This is a genomic window from Pseudomonas sp. BIGb0176, assembly GCF_024810175.1.
Classification (GTDB): Bacteria; Pseudomonadota; Gammaproteobacteria; order Pseudomonadales; family Pseudomonadaceae; genus Aquipseudomonas; species Aquipseudomonas protegens.
Genome location: NZ_JANUEC010000001.1, coordinates 2204865 through 2221814, shown reverse-complemented (window position 1 = coordinate 2221814; position 16950 = coordinate 2204865). Strand labels below are relative to the sequence as shown.

Sequence of the window (16950 nt, the reverse complement as noted above, 5' to 3'; positions counted from 1 at the left end):
CATACCAGTGGGAGGAAGCATGCAGGACACGCAAGCGGGGCGTCGGCCCCAGGTGGCGGACCTGGTCTGCGCACGGATCGAGCGGCTGATCGTCGACGGGGTATTCAAGACCGGCCAGTTGCTGCCCTCGGAACGGCGCCTGACGGCCAAGCTCGGGGTTTCGCGCACGGCCCTGCGCGAGGGCCTGAAACTGCTGCGGGCGCGGGGCATCATCGACACTCGACAGGGCCGCGGCTCCCAGGTGGCGCAACTGTCGGCCCCGGCGGCGCAGTCGCCGCTGATGCATCTGTTCAGCTCCCAGCCCCGCACCCTCTACGACCTGCTGGAAGTGCGCAGCCTGCTTGAAGGCGAGTCGGCGCGGCTGGCGGCCCTGCGCGGCACCGAAGCGGATTTCGTGCTGATCGAGCGCGCCTACCAGGCCCTGCTGCAGGCCCATGAACAGGCCCTGGAGCCCGCCGCCCTGGCGCGCCTGGACCACGCCTTTCACCTGGCGATCTGCGAGGCCTCGCACAACCCGGTGCTGGTGCAGACCCTGGGCTCGCTCACCGACCTGCTGCTGAACTCGGTGTTCGCCTCGGTCAACAACCTCTATCACCGCCCGGCGCCCAAGCGCCAGATCGACCGCCAGCATGCGCGGCTGTACAACGCAGTCACCGGGCGCCTGCCGGAACAAGCGCGCAAGGCGGCGGTGGCGCATATCCAGGGCATTGCCCGCAACCTCAGGGACATCGAGGACGAAGAACAGCGGCTGGTGCGCGCTACCTTGCGTTTGCAGGGCTGGGAGTGAGGGGCCGACCATCAGTCGCGTGCGCCCTGGCCGGGCGGTGCCTTGGCCTAACCTGTGGGGACTCGGCCCGAGCGGGGCGCTCGGTGAAGCACCCGCTCAAAGGCCCGAGCCTTGAACCCGAGGAGCCATGCCATGTCCACGCAAACCTGTGCCTGCCCGGCCTGCACCTGCAAGCTGGGCGCCCATGCCATCGTCCGTCACGGCAAGCACTACTGCTGCCAGGCGTGCGCCGACCATCACGCCCACGGCGAGCCTTGCGCTTGCACCGAAGGCTGCAAATGCGCCAAGGGCGCCCACGGCTGAGGGGGGATCGGCGGGTGGGGCCGTGCGGCTCCACCCGCGTTGCTGCGTCCTAGACCGAAGGGCGCCAGGTGACGTTTTCGATACCGAACTTTTCGGCCATGGGCTTGCTGGTCTTCTTCACCCGTTCGCGGCCGAAACGTCCTATCCGACCCACTCCAGCGTCGCAACTGGCCCAGTGCCAGGCCTCGGCGTTGTCCATCTTTTCCTGGCGGATGATGAAGGACTTGGGGGCGCCGTGGAGGGTGTATTCGATGACGAAAAGTTTTGCGTTGTTCATAAAGCCTTGGTTCCTCCCTGTGATCTTTTAGTGATCCTGGCGCGGCGGAAAAATTCACTCTGATTGTCCGCCCGGGCTACCGACGGTCATGGGCCGCCAGCCGCTCTATCCGAATGGATTCCCGAGCGGCGCCCAGGCCTTCATCCGGATGGGCGCGGCAGCGGTTGGCGGCGCCCCGGGCGGCTGGTTACCATGGGCGCCCGCCGACCTGCCGCGACCTTGCCATGGCCCTAGCCGCACCCCCCGACCTCAGCGACCCCGCGATCCCGGTGCAACCCCTGGCCCGCACCTATCCGCGGGGCTTGTTCATCGAGCCCCATGAACACGATTGGGGCCAGTTGCTCTACGCCATGAGCGGGGTGATGTGGGTCGAGACGCCCCATGAAGCCCTGGTGGTGCCGCCCCAGCGCGCGGTGTGGTTGCCGCCGGGGGTGAGCCACGGGATTCGCGTGGTCAGCGACCTGCAGATGCGCAACATCTATTTGCGCCCGTCCCTGGCGGCGACCCTGGACCCCAGCGTCCAGGTGCTGCAGGTGGACAACCTGCTGCGCGAATTGATCGTGCGCCTGGTGGAACTCGACCCGCCGCAGCCGGAGTACTACGAGGCGCTGGTGGGGCTGGCCCTGCTGGAACTGCGCCGGGCTCGTCGCTCGCAATTGAAGATAGCCCTGCCGGACGCCTCCGACCGGCGCCTGGGCAGCCTGTGCCAGGCGGTGATGGCGGCGCCGTCCCTGGCCATCTCCTTTGAACAGCACGCCGATGCGGCGGGGGCCAGCGTGCGCACCCTGGCGCGGCTGTTCAAGGAGCAGTTGGGCGTGGGCTTTGCCGAATGGCGGCGCCAGGTGCAACTGGCCACTGCTGCCGCCGAGCTGATCCAGGGTGTACCGGTGAGCCGCATTGCCCGGGAGCTGGGTTATTCCCCCAGCAGCTTCAGCGACATGTTCCGCCGGGAACTGGGTGTCGCGCCTTCCCAGTACGCCAGCGCCAGCCAGGTGTAGCCGCTGCCACAGGCTCGGGCCGCGTTCGGACGAACGGCTCCGCAGGAGACGCGGCAATCTCAAAGCCGCCATAGGTTCGTCGGGATATCGCCAAGCAAGGCCCTTCGGTCCTTTTCGCAGCTTCGCAGGCTCAGCAGATGCTACAGGGACTGCCTGGCGTCGTGTAGCCGCTGCCGCAGGCTCGGGCCGCGTTCGGACGAACGCTCTGGGCGGCACTCCGTCGCAGGAGACATGAAGATCCGGAGAGCGCCGGATGTGCATCAGGCGGACGCCAGCCAAGCGACCGCCAGGGGTTCGGCCTTGGCCGAAATCCTGAAGCACTTGGCCGATGCCGCGGGACCGTGCCACCTAGACTGTGCCGCACACGCCACTTCACCCCGGCATGAGCCGCACGGCCTCTGGAGCGCAGCATGAACTACCTGATTTCCCTGGCCGCCGGCCTGTTGGTCGGCCTGCTTTACGGCGCCTTACAGGTGCGTTCTCCGGCGCCGCCGGCAATTGCCCTGGTTGGCCTCTTGGGCATGCTCGGCGGTGAGCAGTTGTGGCCCGTGGGGCGCCAGTTGCTCGGCAGCTGGCTGTCCTGAACACGCATTTTTCCTTTCCCCCCCGACTCATGGAACCGACGATGAAAGCACTGCAATTTTCCGCCACCGGCGACCTCGCGGCCCTGCACGTAGTGGACCTGCCCACCCCGGTACCGGCTGCTGGCCAGGTGCTGGTGCGCATCAAGGCTGCGGGCCTCAACCCCAGTGATGTGAAGAACGTCCTCGGGCGCTTTCCCTACACCACACTGCCGCGGGTGCCCGGGCGGGACTTTGCCGGGGTGGTGGAGCAGGGGCCGGCGCAACTGCTGGGCCAGGAAGTCTGGGGCACCGGCAAGGAGCTGGGCTTCTTCGCCGACGGCAGCCATGCCCAGTACGTGGTGCTGTCCGCCCAGGGCGTGGCCCGCAAGCCACGGCACCTGAGCTTTGCCCAGGCCGCAAGCCTCGGGGTGCCCTACACCACGGCCTGGGATGCCCTGGAGCGCAGTGGTGTAGCCCGTGACACCCGGCTGCTGGTGATCGGCGGCGGCGCGGTGGCCTCGGCGGCCCTGGCCCTGGCCAAGGTGCGCGGCGCCCGGGTGCTGGCGGCGGCGCGCCGGGTGGAGCAGGTCCAGGCGCTTGAAGCCCAGGGCTACCCGACCCTGCACCTGCAACAGCCGGAAACCCTGGCGGCCCAGGTGGCCGAAGTCTATGCCGGCGGTGCCGAGGTGATCTTCGACACCACCGGCTTCTGGCTGCCGGCCTCGGTGCCGGCCCTGGCCACCTTTGGCCGCATCGCCATCATCGCCGCCCCGGTGGACGGCCATGTGCAACTGCCGGCCCTGGCGCTGTACCGCAAGGGTGGCTCGGTGGTGGGGATCAACTCGCTGTTGTATGGCGTAGAGGCGTGCGCGGCGATGCTGGAGCAGTTCGGCCGCTATTTCGATGAAGGCCTGCTGCCGCTGCCGGAAGGCCTGGTGGAATCGCCGCTGGAGCGGGGGCTGGAGCGTTATGCCGAAGTGAACCAGGGGCGCGGCGAAAAAATCATCCTCATCCCCTGAGCGCAGCGGCCATCCCTGCGTAGGAGCCCGCTTGCTGGCGAAGGGGCCCTTGAGATCGCCTTCGCCGGCAAGCCGGCTCCTACGGGGGATGCGTGCGCCGTGTGTCCTGTGTAGGAGCCAGCTTGCTGGCGAAGAGGGCCCAGAGATCGCCTTCGCCGGCAAGCCGGCTCCTACGGGGGATGCGTGCGCTGCGTGTTCTGTGTAAGAGCCAGCTTGCTGGCGAAGGGGCCTTGAGATCGCCTTCGCCGGCAAGCCGGCTCCTACGGGGGATGCGTGCGCCGTGTGTTCTGTGTAGGAGCCAGCTTGCTGGCGAAGAGGGCCTTGAGACCTCCATCGCCGGCAAGCGGAACGCCGCCTGGCCGCTCCCGGGAGAGAAATCAGGTCTCGGGCACGCCCTTTTCCCAGGCCGACCAGTTGCCGAGGATGTCCTGCACCAGGGGGTTGCCCGCCCGGTAGAGGTTTTCCAGGGCCGGGACAAAGCCGCCCTGGTCGGCGTACTTGAGCAGGTTGTCCACTTCGCTGGCCCCCGGGGCCGGGCGGTCGAAGTCGGAACCGGCGCGCACCACCGCCAGGCGCTGGATGTCCAGCAGGCCCTCGCGGCTGGCCCGCAGCAAGGCTTCGTAGGTGGAGTTGTCTTCCTGCTGGGTGGTGCAATAGGTGCCTTTGTTGTCGGTCAGCAAGCGGGTCCAGACCTCCGCCCGTTCGCTCAGGCGGGTGCCGGAAAACCAGGTGTTGCCCGCCAGGGTGTCGCAGCGGGTCACCACCGGTGGTTGGTTGGCCGGGGCCTTGGGGTATTTCAGGCGCCAGGCCGCCGACTCCTTGCTCTCGCTCAGGGCCACGTTGCGGCTCAGGGCGAAGGCCTTGGCCTGGAGCTTGGGGTTCAGCTCGAAGACTTCGGTCTTGTAGTCCAGGGGCGGTTTTTCGTTGGGGCCCTTGGTGTTGATCCCCAGGTAGCCGGTGGGCCAGCCCTCGGGCGCATCCCGGGAGTCGATTTCCCACTGGGTGCCGAACTCCACCAGGTAATGGGCCCAGGCGGCGGTGCCGATGGTGCCGTGCTGGGGGCTGATGCCGGCGATCCCGGCAATCAGGAAATAGCTCTTGCGCAGGTCGAATTTGGGCGACAGCGCCAGGGCCAGGGTCGACGCCGCGGCATTGGTCTGGCCCATGCCCGTGGTCAACAGGCACACCTCCCGGTCGTTGCAGCGAATCACCGGATACTCCGCCGCCAGCCCCGGCACGCGGATCTCGCGCTTGAGCTCCAGGCGCTCGATCCAGTGCTGCGCTTCCGGCGCGAACATGCTGATCAGCACCACCTTGGGCTTGATCGGTGCCTCACTGGCCCAGGCGCCGCTAGCCACCAGTGCACTCAAGCCCATTGCCCACGAAACCTTTTGAATCCCACGCATACAACCTCCATGACTGCCGTTAACCGGCGCTTATCCTGCCTGATCCAGGTTGCAACTCATCGCAACCGCTCTTGTCTTGCCGCTGCTTTAAAACTGATAGCCAACCCCGGCGTAATAGCCCCAGCCATTGGAGCGGGCGCGGAATTCGCCGTCGCCGAAATTCAGCACGCTGCCGTCTTCCCAGTTGCCGCCGTTGTGGAAGTAGCGGCCCACCAGGGTGAAGCGCAGGTGGGTGAAGGAATAGAGCAGCACGTTGGTGGCCACCGTGGCGTTGGCGGTGCGGGCCGGGTTGTCCTTGTGCAGGTCGGAGCCGAAATCGAAGTTGGTGAAGCCGATGTAGGTCAGCGAGGCACCGTTGCTGAAGCTGTCGATGGGCACGATGTATTTCAGCTGGGCGCGGTAGCCGTCCCAGGAATACTCGTTGCTGGCGCCGTAGTTTTCCCACTGGTAGCGGCCGTAGAAGTTGGCCGAGAGGTTCACCCGCGAATGGGTGTCGATGTCGGTGCCCAGGCCGCTGTACAGGGTGTTGGCGCGGTTGGCGGTGCGGCTGCCGTGGTCGTAGATCCAGTCGAAGGCCACGTACCACTCCTTGAACGGGCCGATGGCCAGGCTGCGGCCGGCCAGGTAGTCGATGGAGATTCGCGGCTCGTGCTCCATGAACAGCGGCGAGCCGTGGTCCCAGATGCCCTTGTCGTGGCTGTTGCCGATGTCGAGGATCTTCGGCAGGTCGATGTAGCCGTACAGCTCGAAGGGGCCCTTGCGCCCGAAGTATTCGTATTCCAGGTAGATGTCGTCTGCCGGGCGCGGGCCGAAGCTGATGTCCTTGCTGCCGATGAGCATCAGGTCCTGGTTGTACCAGCCGGAGAGGTAGGCGCCCTGTTTGGCCGGTTGCACATCGGCGCTCAGGCTTTCGCCCTGGGCCGAGTCGTCCGCCGGGGCGGCGGGGGGCTGGGCGAAGGCGCTGGGTAGACCCGTAACGCCGGCCAGCCACAACGAAACAGCCAGGGTACGGCAGGACGCATGGCGTCGCAGAGGGTTGAGCATGGAAAGTCCCTGTTCTTGCAGTGTGAAGTCCCTTGTGCTCGACACTTCGAAAGAAGGCGGCGAACACCCACAAAATTACAACTCGCAAACGTTTGCATATGGCGTACCAACTTGAAACAGCGGCTTGCGACAAAGGCGTGAATGGCCGCGGGATTGGCGCTTGGGGCGGGGTGCGTGCCGATGGCGGGGAGGGCCGGACGCTGCAGGCCTGGGCAATGCCCGCCCCCCAGGCCCGGCGCTGGTGCAGGCGCGCAATGCTAGAGTGCGCCACTTACCCGCCACCACCTCGGGAGTGACCATGGAGCTGTCCGACCACCTGCTGATGCTTGAACGCCAGTTGCAACAGGCCGAAGTGCGTGCCGATCGCCAGGCGCTGGAGGCCTTGCTGGCCGATGACTTTCTTGAATTCGGCGTCAGCGGCGGGCGCTGGGACAAGGCCCAGGTGCTGGCCAGCCTGCCGCAGCAGGTCTTCATCGAACGGCGCATCAGCGAGTTCGCCGTGCAGTGCCTGGGGGCCGACCTGGCCCAGGTCACCTACCTGTGCCATAACGCCGCAGCGCCCGGGCGGGCGGCCAGCAGTGCCTGGCGCAGCTCGCTGTGGCGCTGCCAGGAGGGGCGCTGGCAGATGCTGTTCCATCAGGGCACGCCGCGGCCAAGTGCCTGAGGGCTCTGCTAGAATCCCGGTCCCAGACTTGACGAGGTGCCCCATGAGCGAGCCGATTCGCCTGACCCAGTACAGCCACGGAGCCGGCTGCGGCTGCAAGATTTCCCCCCAGGTACTGGAGGTGATCCTGGCCGGCAGCGGGGCGCAGAACCTCGACCCCAAGCTCTGGGTCGGCAATGCCTCGCGCGATGACGCGGCGGTGTACGCCATCGATGAAGAGCGCGGCGTGGTCTCCACCACCGACTTCTTCATGCCCATCGTCGACGACCCCTTCGACTTCGGCCGCATCGCCGCCACCAACGCCATCAGCGACATCTACGCCATGGGCGGCGACCCGCTGATGGCGATTGCCATTCTCGGCTGGCCGGTGAACGTGCTGGCCCCGGAAATCGCCCGGGAGGTGATCCGCGGCGGCCGTGCCGTGTGCGACGCCGCGGGCATTCCTCTTGCGGGCGGGCACTCCATCGATGCGCCGGAGCCGATCTTCGGCCTGGCGGTCACCGGGCTGGTGGAAAAACGCTTCATGAAGCGCAACGACACCGCCACGGCCGGTTGCCTGCTGTACCTGACCAAGCCCCTGGGGATCGGCGTGCTTACCACCGCCGAGAAAAAGGGCAAGCTGCGCAGCGCCGACATCGGCCTGGCCCGCGACTGGATGTGCACCCTGAACAAGCCCGGCAGCCGTTTCGGCAAGCTCGAAGGGGTGACCGCGATGACCGACGTCACCGGTTTCGGACTGCTCGGGCACCTGGTGGAAATGGCCGACGGCAGTGGCCTGACCGCGCGCATTCACTACGACCGCGTACCGCGCCTGCCGGGGGTCGAATACTACCTGGACCAGGGCTGTGTGCCCGGTGGCACCTTGCGCAACTACAGCAGCTACGCCGACAAGGTCGGGCGAGTGCAGGAACTGCACAAGCGCGTGCTCTGCGACCCGCAGACCAGTGGCGGGCTGCTGGTGGCGGTAACCCCGCAAGGCAATGCCGAATTCCTGGCCCTGGCGGCGGAACTGGGCCTGGAACTGGCGCCGATTGGCGAGCTGGTGGAGCGACAGAGCCACGCGGTCGAGGTGTTCTGATGTCTCTGGACTGCACCGACTACCGCGAGATCTTCCTCAACGACCGGCCGATGATGGACACCCGCGCGCCGATCGAATTCACCAAGGGCGCCTTTCCCGGGGTGCTCAACCTGCCGCTGATGACCGACCAGGAGCGCCAGCGGGTCGGCACCTGCTACAAGCAGCAGGGCCAGCAGGCGGCCATCGTGCTCGGGCATCAACTGGTGTCCGGCGCGATCAAGGAGCAGCGCATCCAGGCCTGGGCGGATTTTGCCCGGGCCCATCCCGACGGCCTGCTGTACTGCTTCCGTGGCGGCCTGCGCTCGCAGATCGTCCAGCAATGGCTCAAGGACGAAGCGGGCATTGACTACCCGCGGGTTGGCGGCGGCTACAAGGCCATGCGTACCTTCCTTCTGGACACCACCGAACAGGCCCTGCAGCAGTGCGATTTCGTCCTCCTGGGGGGCATGACCGGCACCGGCAAGACCCAAGTGCTGGGCCAGCTGGACAACGCCCTGGACCTGGAAGGCCACGCCAACCACCGCGGCTCCAGCTTCGGCCGCCGCGCCACCGGACAGCCAAGCAACATCGACTTCGAAAACCGCCTGGCGGTGGACCTGCTGAAAAAGCGTGAGCGCGGCGTGCAGAGCTTTGTCCTGGAAGACGAAAACCGCATGATCGGCAGTTGCGCCTTGCCGCTGCCGCTGTACCAGAGCATGCAGGGCTTGCCCATGGTCTGGCTGGAGGACAGCCTGGCCAACCGGGTGCAAAGGATCCTTGACGACTACGTGGTCAACCTCTGCGCCGAGTTTGTGGCGGTGCATGGCGAACAGGGCTTCGCGCTGTTCGCCGAGCGCCTGCTGGAAAGCCTGAACAAGATCCACAAGCGCCTCGGTGGCGAGCGGCACCAGCGCCTGTTCCTGCTGATGGAAGCCGCGCTGGCGGAACAGGCCCGCAGCGGCGACGTGGAACGGCACCGGGCCTGGATCGAAGGCTTGCTGGGCGAATACTACGACCCGATGTACGCCTTCCAGCGCGAGAGCAAGGGCGCGCGGATCGAGTTCAGCGGCGAGCACGGCGCCGTGCTCGATTACCTGCGCCAGCGCTCACCGCGCTGATTCGTTCGCCGGCAAGCCGGCTCCTACAGGGCAGCTCCCACCAACCGTAGGAGCTGGCTTGCCAGCGAAGGGGCCCGCGAGATCGCCTTCGCCGGCAAGCCGGCTCCTACATGGGCAGCTCCCCACCGACCGTAAGAGCTGGCTTGCCAGCGAAAGGGCCCTCCAGCCCTACAACAACACCGCACCAATCAACCCGCAGACAATCCCCACCAGCATGGTCAGTACGGCCACGGTCACCAGTACTCGGGCATCGAAATCCTTGCGCAGCATCAGCAGCGACGGCAGGCTGATGCTCGGCAGGGTCATCAGCAGGGCCACCGCCGACCCGGTGCCCAGGCCCAGGGTCATCATGGTCTGGACGATGGGAATCTCTGCCGCCGTGGGGATCACGAACAGGGTCCCGGCGATCGCCAGCGGCACCAGCCACCACAGGCTGTCACCCATGGCACCGTCGATATGCGGAAACAGCCAGACCCGCGCCGCGCCCAGCACCAGTACCGCCAGCACGTAGATCGGAATGGTGCTCCAGAACAGTTGCCACAGGGTTTTGCCCCAGCGGCTGAGGAACGGCTGGTCGTTCACCGTGCTGGCTTCCACCACCGCATCCACCGCGGCTTCGGGCAGTTGCTCGGGGCCGGCGACACGCTGCGCCACCAGGGAAACGCCCAGCACCAGGACAATGCCCGCCACCAGGCGCAGGGCGGAAAAGCCCCAGCCCAGGACAAAGCCCATGAACACCAGGGTCGCCGGGTTGAGCACCGGGTTGGCGATCCAGAACGCCAGGGCCGCGCCCACCGAAACCTTCTGCCGGCGCAGGCCAGCAGCCACCGGCGCGGCGCAGCAGGAACACATCATGCCCGGCAGGGCGAACAGGCCGCCGCGCAGGGTCGAGCCGAAGCCGGCACGGCCGAACAGGCGCAGCAGCCAATCCCGGGGAATCAGCACCTGCAGCAGGGAACCCAGGATCACCGCCAGCACCGCAGCCTTCCAGATGGCCAGGAAGTACACCTGGGAATAGGCCAGGGCGGCGCTCCAGGGCGAGCTCTGCTGATCGTTGAGGATCGAGGCGCCGATGCTGTGGCTGTCGGCGGCGACAAAGGCCTTGAGGTAGTAGGGCGACCACTTCACGTAATACAGGCCGATGGCGGCGACCAGCAGGAACAGCAGGGGTTTGCACCAGAACGCCCAGCCGCGGTTGGGCTGGGTGGAGGCGAGGTTGGACATGAAAGGTATTCCGCACGAGGACAATAAGCGCGAATTGTAGCCGCTGGCGCCGGCGTGCTGCGAACCGATCTCGTCCGGCCTTGCCTGGCGATCCCCCGTCGGGAGCTCATCGGCCTTGAGAACGCCGCGTCCCTACGGGCCGTTCGTCCGAACGCGGCCCGAGCCTGTGGCTGCGGCTACACAAAACCTTGATCGGCACTGGCCCTGTAGCCGCTGCCGAGCGTCAGCGAGGCTGCGCAAAGGCCCGCAGGGCCTTGCCTGGCGATCTCCCGTCGGAGCGCGGTCGGCCTTGAGAGCGCTGCGTCCCTACGGGCCGTTCGTCCGAACGCGGCCCGAGCCTGCGGCAGCGGGGAGCGATTTTCAGAGGGTGCGAATCGAGGTGCGGATGGCCCGGGCACATTCGATCACCGAGGGCGCGAGCTTGCGTTCGGCTTCTTCCAGGGTCCAGCGGCTGCTGGGCACCACCACGTGCACCGCGGCCACCGGCAAGCCCTTGCCGTCGAGGATGGGCGCGGCTATCGCCATGTCCCCCAGGAACAGCTCTTCCGGGTTCAGGGCGTAGCCGCGACGCTGGGTGGCGTCGATCTCGCGCTGGATGTCCGCCAGTTCGGTCAGGGTGTGCCGGGTGTGGGCCTTGCGGTCGCTGGCCTGGAGGATCTGCAGGGCCTCGGCGGCGGGCAGGGCGCTGAGGTAGGCGCGGCCCGAGCCGGTGCAGTACATCGGGATACGACTGCCGATGGGCATGTGGATGGGGATGAACTTGGGCGCCACGAAGCGCGCTACATAGACCATGTCCAGGCCATCGGGCTCGGTGAGGTTGGTGGTTTCCCCGGTGACCTGGGCCAGCTCGGCGAGGAAGGGGTTGGCCACGTCCACCAGGGTGTCGGCGGCCAGGTAGTTGTAGCCGATCTCCATCACCCGCGGGGTCAGCTGGAAGCGCTTGGTCTGCGGGTGCTTACGCACGTAGCCCAGCTGTTCCAGGGTGTGGATCATGCGCTGCGCCGAGCTTTTGTTGATGTCGGCGGCCGTGGCGATTTCCGCCAGGTTCATGGTCCGTTGCGCGGCGTTGAAGGCCCGCAGCACCGCCAGGCCCTTCTCCAGTGACTGGTTGAAAAGGGAGTTGTTGTTATCGCTCATGACCAGTCCTTTCAGGTTATTTTGTATTTTGAATATCGATATTCGATATTTATAAATCTCTTTACGATTTTTGTAAATTGTTTATAGTCGGGCTCATGCCTCCTGCCTTCCACAACAGAGGCTATCCATCACGGACTTCAAACAATAAAACCGTCCAATGGGAGATTCGCCATGCACACCCGCACTCGCGTCCTTGCACCCGCTGTTTTCGCATTCTGTTGCGCCCTTGGCCTGGGCCTTTCGGCGTCGGCCCAGGCCGAGCCGCTGTACAAGGTCGGGGCCACCGCCACCGGCATTCCCTTCACCTTCCTTGACGTCAAGAGCCAGAGCATCGAGGGCATGATGATCGATGCCGCCCGGGCCGTGGGCAAGGCCGGCGGTTTCGCCGTGGACATCCAGCAGACCACCTTCGCCGCACTGATCCCCTCACTGACCTCGAACAAGATCGACATCATTTCCGCTGCCATGCTGCGCACCCCGGTGCGCGAGAAAGTGGTGCAGTACTCCGACCCGGTGTTCAGCTACGGCGAGGGCCTGATCGTCAAGGCCGACGACGCCAGCGACTACCGCCGCATGGAGGACCTGGCCGGGGAAACCGTCGGCGCCCAGGTCGGCACGGTGTTTATCGACGAGTTGAACAAGCGCGGGATCTTCAAGGAAGTGCGCGGCTACGACTCGATTCCCGATCTGATGCGCGACCTGGCCCTGGGGCGGATCAAGGCCGGTTTCGCCGACCGGCCGATCCTCGCCTACCAACTGGCCCAGGGCACCCAGAACAAGGTGCGGCTGGTCAAGGGCTACCAGCCGGTGGTCATGGGCGATGTCTGCCTGATCGTGCGCAAGGGCGATGCCCAGACCCTGGCCGAGGTCAATCGCGGGATCGCCGCGATCAAGGCCGACGGCACCCTGGACCGCATCATCGAGCACTGGAAGCTCAACTGATCCAGTCGCGGCCCGGCGCCTGGCCCGGGTCCCTTTCCTGCTGATTAAACGGGTCTCTCCATGTTTCTCCAGAACGCTCTGGACTTCCTGCCCATTCTGTTGAAAGGCGCAGTGGTCACCCTGCAGGTCACCGTTGGCTCCTTCGTGCTCAGCTCGCTGATCGGCCTGGTCTTCGCCTTGATGATGGTGTCCAAGGTGCGCTCGGTGGCGTTGTTCGCCATCGGCGTGGTCAACGTCATTCGCGGGCTGCCGATCATCGTCCAGCTGTTTTACATCTACTTCGTGCTGCCGGATTTCGGCATCCAGCTCACCGCCATGCAGGCCGGGGTGATCGGCCTGGGCATCGCCTACTCGGCGTACCAGGCGGAAAACTTCCGCGCCGGTATCCAGGCCATTCACCAGGGGCAGATCGAGGCCGCCGAATCCATCGGCATGCGCGGGCCGATGATCATGCGTCGGGTGGTGCTGCCCCAGGCCCTGCGCATCGCCTTGCCGCCCTATGGCAACACCCTGGTGATGATGCTCAAGGACTCGTCCCTGGTGTCCACCATCACCGTGGCCGAAATGACCCGGGCCGGGCAGCTGATCGCTTCCTCGACCTTCGAGAACATGACCGTCTACACCCTGGTGGCCTTGCTCTACCTAGCCCTGAGCCTGCCGCTGTCCTTTGCCCTGCGCCGCCTGGAGGCGCGCATCAGCACCCGGAGAAAGCCATGATCCAGATCAAGGGCGTACACAAGAGCTTTGGCAATGTGGCGGTGCTCGAAGGCATCGACCTACAGGTGCACAGCGGTGAAGTGGTGTGCCTGATCGGGCCCTCGGGGTCCGGCAAGTCGACCCTGCTGCGCTGCATCAACGGCCTGGAAAGCTACGAGCAGGGCGACATCCTGGTGAGCGGGGCGCGGGTCGACCGGCAGGCCAAGAGCATCCATGAACTGCGTACCCGGGTGGCCATGGTGTTCCAGCGCTTCAACCTGTTTCCCCATCGCACGGCCTTGCAGAACGTCACCGAGGGGCCGATCTACGTCAAGAAACAGGACCCCCGGCAAGCACGCCTGCGGGCCGAGGCACTGCTGGAAAAGGTCGGCCTGGCCCATCGCATGCACGCCTACCCGGACGAGCTCTCCGGCGGCCAGCAGCAACGGGTGGCCATTGCCCGGGCGCTGGCCATGGACCCGGAGGCGATTCTCTTCGACGAACCGACTTCGGCGCTGGACCCGGAACTGGTGGGCGAGGTGCTGGCGGTGATGCGCAAGCTGGCCGACGAGGGCATGACCATGATCGTGGTCACCCATGAAATGGGCTTTGCCCAGGACGTGGCAGACCAGGTGTGCTTCCTCCACAGCGGGCGCATCGTCGAGGCCGGCCCGGCCCGAACCGTGCTCAGCACCCCGAGCCACCCGCGCACCCAGGACTTCCTGCGGCGCTTGCTCAACCAGGGCGCGGAGGTGCAGGCATGAGCGCATCCGAGCCCCTGCGCATGCCGCCCTCGCTGTGGGCGGCCACGGCCATGCCGGCCGAGCACACCCCGGCACTGGCCGAGGACCGGGAGGTCGATGTGGCGATTGTCGGCGCCGGCTACACCGGGTTGGTGAGCGCCCTGCGCCTGGCCCAGAGCGGTGCCAGCGTCTGTGTGCTGGATGCCGGCGAGCCCGGCTGGGGCGCCTCCGGGCGCAACGGTGGGCAGGTGATCCCCGGGCTCAAGTTCGACCCCGAGCAACTGCTGGCCAAGTTCGGCCCGGTACAGGGCGAGGCGCTGATCGATGCCGTGGGTGGCGCGGCCGATGAAGTGTTCGAGCTGATCAAGGAACACGGCATTCGCTGCGACGCCACCCGCAAGGGCTGGATCCAGCCGGCGTTTTCCGGCGCGGCGATGCACACCCTGGAGCAGCGCGCCGAGCAGTGGCGCCAGCGCGGCGTGGCCGTGGAGTTGCTGGACAAGGCCGCCGTGAGCCAGCGCATCGGCAGTTCGCAATACCTGGGCGGCTGGGTCGACCCGCGGGCCGGCAGCCTGCACCCGCTGAACTACGCCCGGGGCCTGGCCCGGGTGGCGATGGGGCTGGGGGTGAGCATTCACGGCCAGAGCCGGGTCCGGAAGCTGCAGCGCGATGGCGGGCGCTGGACCCTGGAGACCGACCGCAGCGCTCGGGTGCGTGCCTCGAAGGTACTGCTGGCGACCAATGGCTACACCGACGACTTGTGGCCGGGGTTGCGCCAGACGGTGATCGCCGCCAACAGTTTCATCATCGCCACCCGGCCGCTGCCTGCCGAGCTGCGCCAGAGCATCCTGCCGGGCGGCGAGGTGTGTTCCGATGCCCGGCGCCTGCTGCTGTATTTCAAGCAGGACGCCCAGGGGCGCCTGCTGCTGGGTGGGCGCGGGCCGTTTTCCGAGCCGCGCCGGGATGCCGACTGGAACCACCTGGAGCGTTCGTTGCTGAACCTGTTTCCGCAATTGGCGGGCGTCCCCATCGAGTATCGCTGGAGCGGGCGCGTGGCCCTGACCCCGAGTTTTCTGCCGCAGTTGCACGAGCCGGCGCCGGGGCTGTCGATCCTGCTGGGCTACAACGGGCGCGGCATTGCCTTGTCGACCCTGCTGGGCAAGCACCTGGCGGCGCGGCTGACGGGAGCGGGGCAGGGTTTTCCTTTCCCGGTCACGCCATTGCGGCCGATTCCGCTGCACGGCTTGCAACGCCTCTACCTGGGAGCGGGGATAGCCTGGTACCGGTTGCTCGACGCCCTGGGCTGATCAGCTCGGGCAGTCCTGCTCACCGTCATCCAGGCCCTGCTTGTAGCTCTGGCTGTGCAGGCTGGCCTTGCCGTTGCGCCAGGTCAGGGTCAGCACGTACAGCGAGTCGAAGTCGCTGGAGGCCCAATCCTCGGTAATCGGGCGCTTCTCGCCCACGGCTTCTTCGGCGACCTTGTTGATCAGCTCCGGCAGGTAGCCGTGGGACCAGGCGGTGTAGATGATCGAGTTGTGGTAGCGGTCATGCAGCAGCTCGTCCGCCAGGTCGCTGGTGTCATTGGCGGCAAAGTCGATGTTCACCGGCAGGCCGAGCTTGATGGCGCTGGGGCTGATGGTCATCAGCGGGCGGATATAGCTGTAGGAGTTGTCCAGCTCGCCTTCCTCGACGTTGCGCGTGGGGTTGGCGGCGAACACGTACTGCGCCTTGCCGAATTTCTCCGGCAGCAGCGAGGCCAGGTCGATGGCCCGGTTCAGGCCCTGGCAGTTGAGCTGCCCGAGGCCGCCGGCGGGCTTTTCCGCGTGGCGCAGGAACACCAGGGTCTGGGTGCCGTCCACCGGTTGCGCGCGGCTGGCGCTGGATTCCAGGGACAGGCACAGGGCGCCGCCCAGCAACAGGGCCGGCAACGGCAGGTAGCGGCGGTGCTTGAAGTGGCGGGCAAGGCGGCGGGGCAGGTTCATGGTGCGGTCATTCTTCAAGTGCGATGCGTGAGGCTGACAAACCCATGTTCCCTGTCGTTGCTCATGGCCTGATCGGGCCGTGGCTTATGAGTCCCTGAACGGCTTTTGGTTCGATTGCAGGCAGCTTAAGCGCTGCATGTTGCCGATTTAAGAAAACCCGGCGGATAATTCCCCGCCGTTGCCCATCCGTGGCGCCGCCCCCTTTTGATTGAGACTGGAAGCCTGTCATGAGCGATCTTTCCGCCTTTGCCGTCACCCAGAAATGGCCTGCGCAATTCCCTGAGTGGATTCAGTTGTATTCCTTGCCGACCCCCAACGGGGTCAAGGTCTCGATCATGCTCGAAGAGATCGGCCTGCCCTACGAGGCGCATCGGGTCAGCTTCGAGACCCAGGACCAGATGACCCCGGAGTTCCTCAGTGTCAGCCCGAACAACAAGATCCCGGCGATTCTCGACCCCCACGGCCCGGGGGACCAGCCGCTGGCGCTGTTCGAGTCGGGGGCGATCCTGATCTACCTGGCGGACAAGAGCGGGCAACTGCTGGCCCAGGAGTCGGCGGCGCGTTATGAAACCATCCAGTGGCTGATGTTCCAGATGGGCGGCATCGGCCCGATGTTCGGGCAGGTGGGGTTCTTCAACAAGTTTGCCGGCAGGGAGTACGAGGACAAGCGGCCGCTGGAGCGCTACGTGAACGAGGCCAAGCGTCTGCTGGGGGTGCTGGACAAGCACCTGGGGGGGCGCGAGTGGATCATGGGCGAGCGCTACACCATTGCCGATATCGCGACCTTTCCGTGGATTCGCAATCTGATCGGGTTCTATGAGGCGGGTGAATTGGTGGGCATCGACAACTTCCCCGAGGTCAAGCGAGTGCTGGCCAAATTCGTGGCGCGCCCGGCGGTGATCCGCGGGTTGGAGATTCCCAAGGTTTCTTGACGCACGCACGCCCTGTAGCCGCTGCCGCAGGCTGTGCACGAGCGCGCAGCGGTGGCGG

The 16950-nt window shown here is 66.3% G+C and carries 19 protein-coding genes; 13 read left to right on the top strand and 6 right to left on the bottom strand.

What is annotated here, in order from left to right; translation table 11 throughout:
- Positions 1-19 precede the first annotated feature (19 nt).
- Together glcC and M2395_RS09640 are read left to right on the top strand one after the other, a co-directional pair.
- The gene (gene glcC / locus M2395_RS09645) at positions 20-787 is read left to right on the top strand and encodes a transcriptional regulator GlcC (protein ID WP_011060568.1); all 768 of its coding nucleotides are present in this window, start codon (positions 20-22) and stop codon (positions 785-787) included.
- A 132-nt stretch (positions 788-919) separates the two neighbouring features.
- Positions 920-1090: a metallothionein gene (locus M2395_RS09640; protein WP_053157581.1), complete on the top strand. Its 171-nt coding sequence runs from the start codon at positions 920-922 to the stop codon at positions 1088-1090.
- 49 nt (positions 1091-1139) lie between these two features.
- Here the strand turns inward: M2395_RS09640 and M2395_RS09635 are convergent, their stop codons facing one another.
- Positions 1140-1367 carry a DUF6555 family protein gene (locus tag M2395_RS09635; protein WP_011060569.1) on the bottom strand — a complete coding sequence of 76 codons (228 nt, stop codon included), beginning with the start codon at positions 1365-1367 and terminating at the stop codon, positions 1140-1142.
- Positions 1368-1591: 224 nt separating this feature from the next.
- Here M2395_RS09635 and M2395_RS09630 point away from each other — a divergent pair, with 224 nt between their 5' ends.
- From M2395_RS09630 to M2395_RS09620, 3 genes are all read left to right on the top strand, one after another.
- Positions 1592-2365: a helix-turn-helix domain-containing protein gene (locus tag M2395_RS09630; RefSeq protein ID WP_041117284.1), complete on the top strand. Its 774-nt coding sequence runs from the start codon at positions 1592-1594 to the stop codon at positions 2363-2365.
- A 410-nt stretch (positions 2366-2775) separates the two neighbouring features.
- On the top strand, positions 2776-2949 hold the full coding sequence (locus M2395_RS09625) for a DUF1427 family protein (RefSeq protein WP_011060571.1): 174 nt from the start codon (positions 2776-2778) through the stop codon (positions 2947-2949).
- Between the two features lie 41 nt (positions 2950-2990).
- Positions 2991-3947 (top strand): zinc-binding alcohol dehydrogenase family protein, encoded by a 957-nt coding sequence (locus tag M2395_RS09620; protein WP_123430396.1) that lies wholly within the window; start codon positions 2991-2993, stop codon positions 3945-3947.
- Between the two features lie 377 nt (positions 3948-4324).
- Here the strand turns inward: M2395_RS09620 and M2395_RS09615 are convergent, their stop codons facing one another.
- Positions 4325-5353, bottom strand: coding sequence for a purine nucleoside permease (locus M2395_RS09615; protein WP_041117289.1), 1029 nt, complete (start codon positions 5351-5353; stop codon positions 4325-4327).
- 87 nt (positions 5354-5440) lie between these two features.
- Positions 5441-6397, bottom strand: coding sequence for a nucleoside-specific channel-forming protein Tsx (locus tag M2395_RS09610; protein WP_123430397.1), 957 nt, complete (start codon positions 6395-6397; stop codon positions 5441-5443).
- A 262-nt stretch (positions 6398-6659) separates the two neighbouring features.
- On the opposite strand from M2395_RS09610, the gene M2395_RS09605 reads away from it, so the two are divergent.
- From M2395_RS09605 to mnmH, 3 genes are read left to right on the top strand one after another with little or no spacing between them, the layout of a single operon-like run.
- Positions 6660-7061 carry a DUF4440 domain-containing protein gene (locus tag M2395_RS09605; RefSeq protein ID WP_230493591.1) on the top strand — a complete coding sequence of 134 codons (402 nt, stop codon included), beginning with the start codon at positions 6660-6662 and terminating at the stop codon, positions 7059-7061.
- Between the two features lie 43 nt (positions 7062-7104).
- Entirely contained in the window at positions 7105-8139 is a 1035-nt protein-coding gene (gene selD, locus M2395_RS09600) for a selenide, water dikinase SelD (protein WP_015635068.1), read from the top strand.
- Positions 8139-9236 (top strand): tRNA 2-selenouridine(34) synthase MnmH, encoded by a 1098-nt coding sequence (gene mnmH, locus M2395_RS09595; RefSeq protein WP_077933819.1) that lies wholly within the window; start codon positions 8139-8141, stop codon positions 9234-9236. The genes selD and mnmH overlap by 1 nt, the downstream gene beginning before the upstream one ends.
- A gap of 168 nt (positions 9237-9404) precedes the next feature.
- Here the strand turns inward: mnmH and M2395_RS09590 are convergent, their stop codons facing one another.
- Positions 9405-10460, bottom strand: a complete 1056-nt coding sequence (locus tag M2395_RS09590) for a permease (RefSeq protein ID WP_123430398.1) — start codon at positions 10458-10460, stop codon at positions 9405-9407.
- A gap of 360 nt (positions 10461-10820) precedes the next feature.
- On the bottom strand, positions 10821-11597 hold the full coding sequence (locus tag M2395_RS09585) for an IclR family transcriptional regulator (RefSeq protein ID WP_053150580.1): 777 nt from the start codon (positions 11595-11597) through the stop codon (positions 10821-10823).
- Positions 11598-11768: 171 nt separating this feature from the next.
- Between M2395_RS09585 and M2395_RS09580 the strand changes: the two genes are divergently transcribed.
- From M2395_RS09580 to M2395_RS09565, 4 genes are read left to right on the top strand one after another with little or no spacing between them, the layout of a single operon-like run.
- Complete coding sequence (locus tag M2395_RS09580) at positions 11769-12539, top strand: ABC transporter substrate-binding protein (RefSeq protein ID WP_015635071.1); 771 nt, start codon at positions 11769-11771, stop codon at positions 12537-12539.
- A 60-nt stretch (positions 12540-12599) separates the two neighbouring features.
- Complete coding sequence (locus M2395_RS09575) at positions 12600-13256, top strand: amino acid ABC transporter permease (protein WP_011060581.1); 657 nt, start codon at positions 12600-12602, stop codon at positions 13254-13256.
- Positions 13253-13999 carry an amino acid ABC transporter ATP-binding protein gene (locus M2395_RS09570; RefSeq protein WP_011060582.1) on the top strand — a complete coding sequence of 249 codons (747 nt, stop codon included), beginning with the start codon at positions 13253-13255 and terminating at the stop codon, positions 13997-13999. The genes M2395_RS09575 and M2395_RS09570 overlap by 4 nt, the downstream gene beginning before the upstream one ends.
- Positions 13996-15285: an FAD-binding oxidoreductase gene (locus M2395_RS09565; protein ID WP_123430399.1), complete on the top strand. Its 1290-nt coding sequence runs from the start codon at positions 13996-13998 to the stop codon at positions 15283-15285. The genes M2395_RS09570 and M2395_RS09565 overlap by 4 nt, the downstream gene beginning before the upstream one ends.
- Here the strand turns inward: M2395_RS09565 and M2395_RS09560 are convergent, their stop codons facing one another.
- Positions 15286-15960: a histidine phosphatase family protein gene (locus tag M2395_RS09560; RefSeq protein WP_171820699.1), complete on the bottom strand. Its 675-nt coding sequence runs from the start codon at positions 15958-15960 to the stop codon at positions 15286-15288.
- Positions 15961-16187: 227 nt separating this feature from the next.
- Between M2395_RS09560 and M2395_RS09555 the strand changes: the two genes are divergently transcribed.
- Positions 16188-16892, top strand: coding sequence for a glutathione binding-like protein (locus M2395_RS09555; RefSeq protein WP_011060585.1), 705 nt, complete (start codon positions 16188-16190; stop codon positions 16890-16892).
- The last annotated feature ends 58 nt before the right edge of the window (positions 16893-16950 follow it).

Coding starts and splice junctions, on each gene's coding strand:
- glcC (WP_011060568.1), top strand. CDS start 20: ATGCAGGACACGCAAGCGGGGCGTCGGCCCCAGGTGGCGGACCTGGTC.
- M2395_RS09640 (WP_053157581.1), top strand. CDS start 920: ATGTCCACGCAAACCTGTGCCTGCCCGGCCTGCACCTGCAAGCTGGGC.
- M2395_RS09635 (WP_011060569.1), bottom strand. CDS start 1,367: ATGAACAACGCAAAACTTTTCGTCATCGAATACACCCTCCACGGCGCC.
- M2395_RS09630 (WP_041117284.1), top strand. CDS start 1,592: ATGGCCCTAGCCGCACCCCCCGACCTCAGCGACCCCGCGATCCCGGTG.
- M2395_RS09625 (WP_011060571.1), top strand. CDS start 2,776: ATGAACTACCTGATTTCCCTGGCCGCCGGCCTGTTGGTCGGCCTGCTT.
- M2395_RS09620 (WP_123430396.1), top strand. CDS start 2,991: ATGAAAGCACTGCAATTTTCCGCCACCGGCGACCTCGCGGCCCTGCAC.
- M2395_RS09615 (WP_041117289.1), bottom strand. CDS start 5,353: ATGCGTGGGATTCAAAAGGTTTCGTGGGCAATGGGCTTGAGTGCACTG.
- M2395_RS09610 (WP_123430397.1), bottom strand. CDS start 6,397: ATGCTCAACCCTCTGCGACGCCATGCGTCCTGCCGTACCCTGGCTGTT.
- selD (WP_015635068.1), top strand. CDS start 7,105: ATGAGCGAGCCGATTCGCCTGACCCAGTACAGCCACGGAGCCGGCTGC.
- mnmH (WP_077933819.1), top strand. CDS start 8,139: ATGTCTCTGGACTGCACCGACTACCGCGAGATCTTCCTCAACGACCGG.
- M2395_RS09590 (WP_123430398.1), bottom strand. CDS start 10,460: ATGTCCAACCTCGCCTCCACCCAGCCCAACCGCGGCTGGGCGTTCTGG.
- M2395_RS09585 (WP_053150580.1), bottom strand. CDS start 11,597: ATGAGCGATAACAACAACTCCCTTTTCAACCAGTCACTGGAGAAGGGC.
- M2395_RS09580 (WP_015635071.1), top strand. CDS start 11,769: ATGCACACCCGCACTCGCGTCCTTGCACCCGCTGTTTTCGCATTCTGT.
- M2395_RS09575 (WP_011060581.1), top strand. CDS start 12,600: ATGTTTCTCCAGAACGCTCTGGACTTCCTGCCCATTCTGTTGAAAGGC.
- M2395_RS09570 (WP_011060582.1), top strand. CDS start 13,253: ATGATCCAGATCAAGGGCGTACACAAGAGCTTTGGCAATGTGGCGGTG.
- M2395_RS09565 (WP_123430399.1), top strand. CDS start 13,996: ATGAGCGCATCCGAGCCCCTGCGCATGCCGCCCTCGCTGTGGGCGGCC.
- M2395_RS09560 (WP_171820699.1), bottom strand. CDS start 15,960: ATGAACCTGCCCCGCCGCCTTGCCCGCCACTTCAAGCACCGCCGCTAC.
- M2395_RS09555 (WP_011060585.1), top strand. CDS start 16,188: ATGAGCGATCTTTCCGCCTTTGCCGTCACCCAGAAATGGCCTGCGCAA.